The organism is Ferroglobus sp., from assembly GCF_015521575.1.
In the GTDB taxonomy this organism is placed as follows: domain Archaea; phylum Halobacteriota; class Archaeoglobi; order Archaeoglobales; family Archaeoglobaceae; genus Ferroglobus.
This window is the reverse complement of sequence record NZ_WANY01000211.1, coordinates 1-5936: the sequence shown is the minus strand read 5'-3', so window position 1 is coordinate 5936 and position 5936 is coordinate 1. Positions and strand designations below refer to the sequence as shown.

Annotated in this window: 7 protein-coding genes; 2 read left to right on the top strand and 5 right to left on the bottom strand. The window is 42.3% G+C overall.

All coding sequences use genetic code 11. From position 1 onward, the window contains the following. The 5 genes from F7C14_RS08460 to F7C14_RS08440 all read right to left on the bottom strand — a co-directional run. Positions 1 to 619 (bottom strand): NAD(P)-binding domain-containing protein (locus tag F7C14_RS08460; protein WP_290901813.1); only part of this gene is annotated, 619 nt, incomplete at its 3' end. Then, positions 616 to 1206 carry an acyltransferase gene (locus F7C14_RS08455; RefSeq protein WP_290901811.1) on the bottom strand — a complete coding sequence of 197 codons (591 nt, stop codon included), beginning with the start codon at positions 1204 to 1206 and terminating at the stop codon, positions 616 to 618. The genes F7C14_RS08460 and F7C14_RS08455, both read right to left, overlap by 4 nt. Continuing rightward, on the bottom strand, positions 1188 to 2123 hold the full coding sequence (locus F7C14_RS08450; protein ID WP_290901809.1) for a Gfo/Idh/MocA family oxidoreductase: 936 nt from the start codon (positions 2121 to 2123) through the stop codon (positions 1188 to 1190). Before F7C14_RS08450 ends, F7C14_RS08455 begins: the two co-directional genes overlap by 19 nt. A gap of 112 nt (positions 2124 to 2235) precedes the next feature. Beyond that, on the bottom strand, positions 2236 to 3321 hold the full coding sequence (locus F7C14_RS08445) for a DegT/DnrJ/EryC1/StrS aminotransferase family protein (RefSeq protein WP_290901807.1): 1086 nt from the start codon (positions 3319 to 3321) through the stop codon (positions 2236 to 2238). Beyond that, a complete protein-coding gene (locus F7C14_RS08440) occupies positions 3318 to 3596 on the bottom strand; it encodes a TIGR04076 family protein (protein WP_290901805.1) in 279 nt (92 codons plus the stop codon). Before F7C14_RS08440 ends, F7C14_RS08445 begins: the two co-directional genes overlap by 4 nt. A 121-nt stretch (positions 3597 to 3717) precedes the next feature. On the opposite strand from F7C14_RS08440, the gene glmU (F7C14_RS08435) reads away from it, so the two are divergent. Together glmU (F7C14_RS08435) and glmU (F7C14_RS08430) are read left to right on the top strand one after the other, a co-directional pair. Then, positions 3718 to 4926 (top strand): bifunctional sugar-1-phosphate nucleotidylyltransferase/acetyltransferase, encoded by a 1209-nt coding sequence (gene glmU / locus F7C14_RS08435; protein WP_290901803.1) that lies wholly within the window; start codon positions 3718 to 3720, stop codon positions 4924 to 4926. 9 nt (positions 4927 to 4935) lie between these two features. Continuing rightward, positions 4936 to 5936 (top strand): bifunctional sugar-1-phosphate nucleotidylyltransferase/acetyltransferase (glmU, locus tag F7C14_RS08430; RefSeq protein WP_290901801.1); only part of this gene is annotated, 1001 nt, incomplete at its 3' end.

Genomic DNA, 5936 nt, shown 5'->3' with positions numbered 1-5936 from the left:
TGATCTTTATGAATTCAGCTGTCCTCGCGTTCGAAACCAAATGAAGGTTGGGAATGAACTTTTTATAGAGTTCGTAAGCTTTTCTCCCGCTTTCCTCATCGACTCCACCTATTATCTTTGGAAACTCCCTCAGTCTTGAAATGCTGTATCCGGTCATTATTCTCTCCGGAGAATATGCCAAGTAAAACTCACCAAGCTTTAACCCGCTCTCCTCCTCAAGCCAGCTTCTAACGATTTTTTCCGTCGTGAAGGGGGGAACTGTTGTCTCCAAAACCACGATATCTCCTTTTTTCAAAAGTCTTCCAATGCTTCTAAAAGCTGATTCAAGAGAGCTGAAATCTGGATTGTTGTCGGCATCTAAATAAAGCGGGACAATCACAATGTAAGCTCTGCAATCCTTCGCTTCGCCATAATCTGTTGTCGCTTTAAGCCTTTTTCCACCGTATTTTTTTATCAGCTCATCCAGTCCGAGCTCTTCTGGAATGGGGTTCTTTCCAGAATTTATCATCCCGCATTTCTCTTCATCTAAATCAATTCCGACGACTTCAAAACCGGAATCAGCAATCACAGCCGCTAAAGGCAGTCCAGCTTTCCCCAAGCCAACAACCGCTATCTTCATTTGAACCACTCCTTTTTAATTTCAACAAGTTCTCCGCAGTGAGAGCACCTGTATGCTATCTTATCTTCCTCTTCCTCAACTATTTCTTCAAGCTTTCTCCCGCAGTAACAGACAAAGCCTTTGAGCTTCGCTGGATTTCCGTAGACGAGGGCGTGAGGTGGAACACTTTTTGTCACAACGCTTCCAGCCCCAATCATAGCATATTCACCAATCTCAACTCCGCAGATTATGGTAGAATTAGCACCGACACTTGCACCTTTCCTAACAATCGTCTTTTCAATTTTTTCTTCACCCCATATAAAAGCTCTTGGATACAGATCGTTTGTGAAAACTACAGCCGGTCCGATAAAAACGTCGTCTTCAATGATTACTCCTTTGTATATAGTTGCAAAATTCTGAATTTTAACGTTATTTCCTATAACGACTTCCGTGTCAATGTAAACACCTTTACCTATGTTGCAGTTCCTGCCAATTCTTGCCTTCTCTCTAACATGAACGAAATGCCAGATTTTAGTACCTTCCCCTATTTCATCGCTCTCCACTACAGCCGAAAGGTGCTTGTAAAACTTTAGCGTGCTTTTCGCCATATCAGCTCACATATCCTCAAATTATTCACAGCTTGCTCTGCAGTAACCGGAAATTCTTCTCCTTTACGTACGCAATCCACAAAAGTTTTCAATTCAACTTTCAGCGGTTCGACTTTGTTTATCAACACCTTCTCCATAACATTCTCCTGAACGTATTTTTCATTTACAGTCTGGTAAATCTGTGGACCTCTGAAAATGTACAGCTCCTGATCCATGTAATCTCCTTCGATCGTTAAATTGTGATTTTCAATGTGAATTTTTCTGATCTTTTTTGAGGATATCCTGCTGGCTGAAAGTGAAACTACAGTATCGTCAAAATTCACAAGAATGTGCATAATGTTTTTGTTTCCGCTTGCGGAGAGTTTGAAGTTTTTGTCGGGCAATAGAACGTTAAAAACTATGTCGATGTCGTGGATCATCAAGTCCTCGACGACAGTTGTGTCAGTCACTCTTGAAGAAGCCGGGTTGTGCCTTTTTATGTCCACGTATTCTATCTCCACATTTAGGTCGCAGATCTCATTGATTATCGGGTTAAATCGCTCTATGTGACCAACTCCGAAGATTATTTCTTTACCTTTTATCAGCCTTAGAATCTTCAGACCTTCTTTATAACTGGATGCAATTGGTTTCTCCACAAAAATTGACTTCTCGCTGTTGCCTTTTCTCGTGCATTGCGTTATATGTTTGTAGTGTTGAGAGGTTGGAGTGCAAATCGATATTGCATCACAGTATTTTAAAAATTCTTCAAACGATGTTGCTGCGGTAACATCGAATTCTCCGGAAATATCTCTGACCCTCTTTTCATTTGCGTCGTAAACAACAACTTCATCAACCCTTTTTATTTCATTTAAAACTCTGACGTGGTTTCTTCCCATTATGCCTACTCCCAAAACTCCAAATATCATCCCGTGCTGCACCAAACCCTCCTTCAGGTTTCAATATCAATAACGACTTAATAATTAAAACAATGAAATTGCTGTATTTAGACTTTTCTATACAGAAAAATTTAGTTTATTATTGTCCTCATTATCATACAACCTCGTTAATCGTCCTCACGACATACTCAAGATATTCTCTTGTCAATAAAGGATGGACGGGAATACTAATTACTCTTTTTACTGCCCCTTCTGCCACGGGACACAAACCTTCTTTATATCCCAGCTTTCGGTACAGCGGTTGTAGATAAACGGGTTTTGGATAATGGATCGCGTTTCCAACACCTCTCTCGCTTAGGTACTTTGAAAACTCTTCTCTGCTCAGAGGAAAATCGTCCTCTAAATACAGAACATACTGATGATAGACGTGCTTCCCGTATTTTTCTTTCGGTTTTCTCAGCCCTTCCACTTTAATTCTCCTGTTGTAGAATTCAGCGTTTTTTCTTCTCCTCTCGTTCATCCACCCAAGCTTCTCCAGTTGCACAAGCCCCATAGCCGCCTGAATGTCCGTCATCCTCATGTTGTATCCAAGGATTTCATGCTGGTATTTTTTACTCTCTCCATGGCTTCTCAAAAATCTCGATCGTTCAGCAACTATTTCATCATTGCACGTTATTATTCCCCCCTCAGCTGTGGTCATGTTTTTCGTTGCGTAGAACGAAAAGCAACCGATTCCAAAGTTTCCAACCTTTCTCCCACCAAATTCAGCCCCGTGAGCTTGAGCGCAGTCCTCTATCAAAATTAGCTTGTGATCCTCGCAGATTTCGAGAATTGCTTTAACGTTGAAAGGTTGCCCGAAAAGATGAACACCAACAATAGCCTTAGTCCTATGGGATAACTTCTCAAGAACATCGTCAGGATTTATATTGTAGCTGTCTTCTTCAATATCAGCAAAAACAGGCTTCGCCCTCTGAAAAAGAATCGCATTTGCCGTTGCTATGAATGTAAAGGGTGTCGTAACGACCTCGTCCCCTTCCTTCACCCCGCAAGCCTTTAAAGCTATGTCTAAGGCAGCCGTACCATTGGCGACAGCCACACCATAACTCACTCCAATATAATCAGCAAACCTTCTCTCGAATTCCTCCACCTTCTTCCCCTGAACTATCATTCCAGACTTCAAAACTTCTATAACCGCGTGAATCTCCTCATCGCCAATCACGGGCTTTGCTATCGGAATCATTCTATCACCTCAAGTTTGAAGATAACTCTTCCTTTTCCGCGAGGTTCACCGGGATCCGGACACGACACGAACACTTCTTTTACTCCAAGATCTTCGACCTTTACTCCGTGAGAAAGAGCATAAATGAAGTTTTGCAAAGCTGAAAGAGCGTGAATGCAAATTGGAATCTTTGACTGGATTAAAAACTTATCCAAGTAAAATTCGTCCCCCACTTTGTATTTTGCTGCGCAAAAACCCTCAACCGATTCCACCCTGATACGAACAACCTTACTCATGCTTAATTGTCTTTAGCATTGGTTTTATAAATTTACCAACTTTTCAATTTGGAACTTATAAAAAAGTTTGTACCCTTTAATGGCAATGTCTTTAAATAGCCCACAACGGAAAATAAAAATTGTGCAAGCGATAGTTTTAGCAGCTGGAGAAGGAACGAGAATGCGTCCGCTGACTTATACGAAGCCGAAAGTAATGCTTCCCGTAGCGAATAAACCGATTCTTCATCACACCATTGAGAACCTCGTTAAGGCCGGGATAGACGAGGTTGTTCTTGTGGTTGGATACAAGGAGGAAACGATTAGAGAGTACTTCGGAGAAAAGTTTAACGGAGTTAGGATAAGATACGTTAGGCAGGCTAAACAGCTTGGCACTGCTCATGCTTTACTGTCCGCTGAACATCTACTTGACGACAGATTTCTCATGTTGAACGGTGACACAATTGTTTTTGCCGATGAGATAAAAAAACTTCTTGATTGCGAATTGGCAATAGCCGTGAAAAGAGTTGATAATCCGGAAGATTACGGAGTTGTCGAGGTTGAAGGTGGTTTTGTTAAAAAAATTATCGAAAAGCCCGATGTTCCGCCGACGGATCTGATAAATGCGGGGATTTATGTATTTACCGACGAAATTTTGAAGTTCGTCAAAGAGACGAAGGTATCTGTTAGAGGAGAATACGAAATAACAGACTCCATAACAGCTGCCGTCAAAAGCGGTTTGATGTTCAGAGCCGTTGAGATAGAAAACTGGATCGACGTTGGTTACCCTTGGGATTTGCTTGAAGCAAATAAAATTCTCCTTTCCAGAGTTGAGAGAAGAATTGAAGGGGAGGTCGAAGAAGGAGCGGTAATAAAGGGTAACGTCGTGATAGAAGAGGGAAGCGTTGTTATGAGCGGAGCCTACATTGTAGGTCCCACAGTTATAGGAAAGAATTGTAGGATCGGACCAAATTGTTATATTCGCCCTTACACAGCTATAGGAGATAACTGCCACGTAGGAAATGCTGTAGAGATAAAAAACTCGATAATCATGAGAAATTCGAATGCACCCCACCACAATTACGTAGGAGATTCGATAATCGGGGAGAACTGCAACCTTGGAGCCGGGACTAAAATAGCCAATTTGAGGCTTGATGAGAAGGAAATAAGCGTCGCTGTTAAGGGGAGGATCGTAAAAACCGGTAGAAAGAAGTTCGGAGCGGTAATAGGGGATAACGTTAAGACCGGAATTAACGTTTCGATTAACGTCGGAGCTATGATTGGCAATAATGTTTTCATAGCTCCGGGAGCGGTTGTTGATGGCTACGTCGAGCCAAATTCCGTCATATTTTGAGGTGTTTGTATGAAGGCCGTTATTCTTGCAGCAGGAGAGGGGCAGAGATTGCGTCCTTTCACGGCTACAAAGCCGAAAGTTATGATAAAAGTCGGAAATAAGCCTATTCTGGAGTACGTTGTTGAGGCTTTAAAGGGAGCCGGAATAAGGGAAATCGTAATGGTGGTTGGTTACAAAAAGGAGAGGGTGATAGATTACTTCGGCAACGGTGGAAAGTTCGGTGTAAAAATTGAGTACGTTACGCAGAAACAGCAGCTTGGTACGGCACATGCTTTAAAACAGGCGAGGGAGCTCGTTGAAGGTAAGTTCCTTGTGCTACCGGGAGATAACATTATCGATTCCGAAATTTTGGAAGACGTTTTATTCCACGACTCGTTCTCGGTCGTTTACAAAGTGGTCGAAGAGCCAACAAAGTACGGTGTACTGAAAGTTGAGAACGGAAAGGTGAGAAGAGTAATTGAAAAGCCGCGGGAAGAGGTGAGCTATCTCGCAAGTACGGGAATATACTTGCTCGATGAAAGAGTTTTCGAATATATAGGGGATGAGAGGGATTTAACTAACGTCGTAAACAGGATGATTGAAAGCGGGATTGACTTCTTTGCTGCAGAAAGCAAAGGACTGTGGCTCGATGTCGTTTATCCGTGGGACATTCTCAGAGTTAACGATCTTGCGCTGAAGCACAGGGGGAAGAGAATAGCCGGAAAAGTGGAGAGCGGAGTAACGATAGTCGGCGACGTCGTCGTTGGCAAGGGAAGCATAATTAGGAGTGGAAGTTACATAAGAGGACCGGTCGTTATAGGTGAAAACTGCGAAATCGGGGCTAACAGCGTGATCCTACCCTCCACCTCAATAGGAGACAACACAAAAGTGGAGGAGTTTTGCAGAATTGAAAATTGCGTTATCGGAGAAAACGTCGTTATCGGAGCTGGTAGCTACATTAAAGATTCAGTTATCGATTATGGAACGATTTTCGAGCCGAAAGTTGTAACTATAAGCGAAAAAGCTGAGGT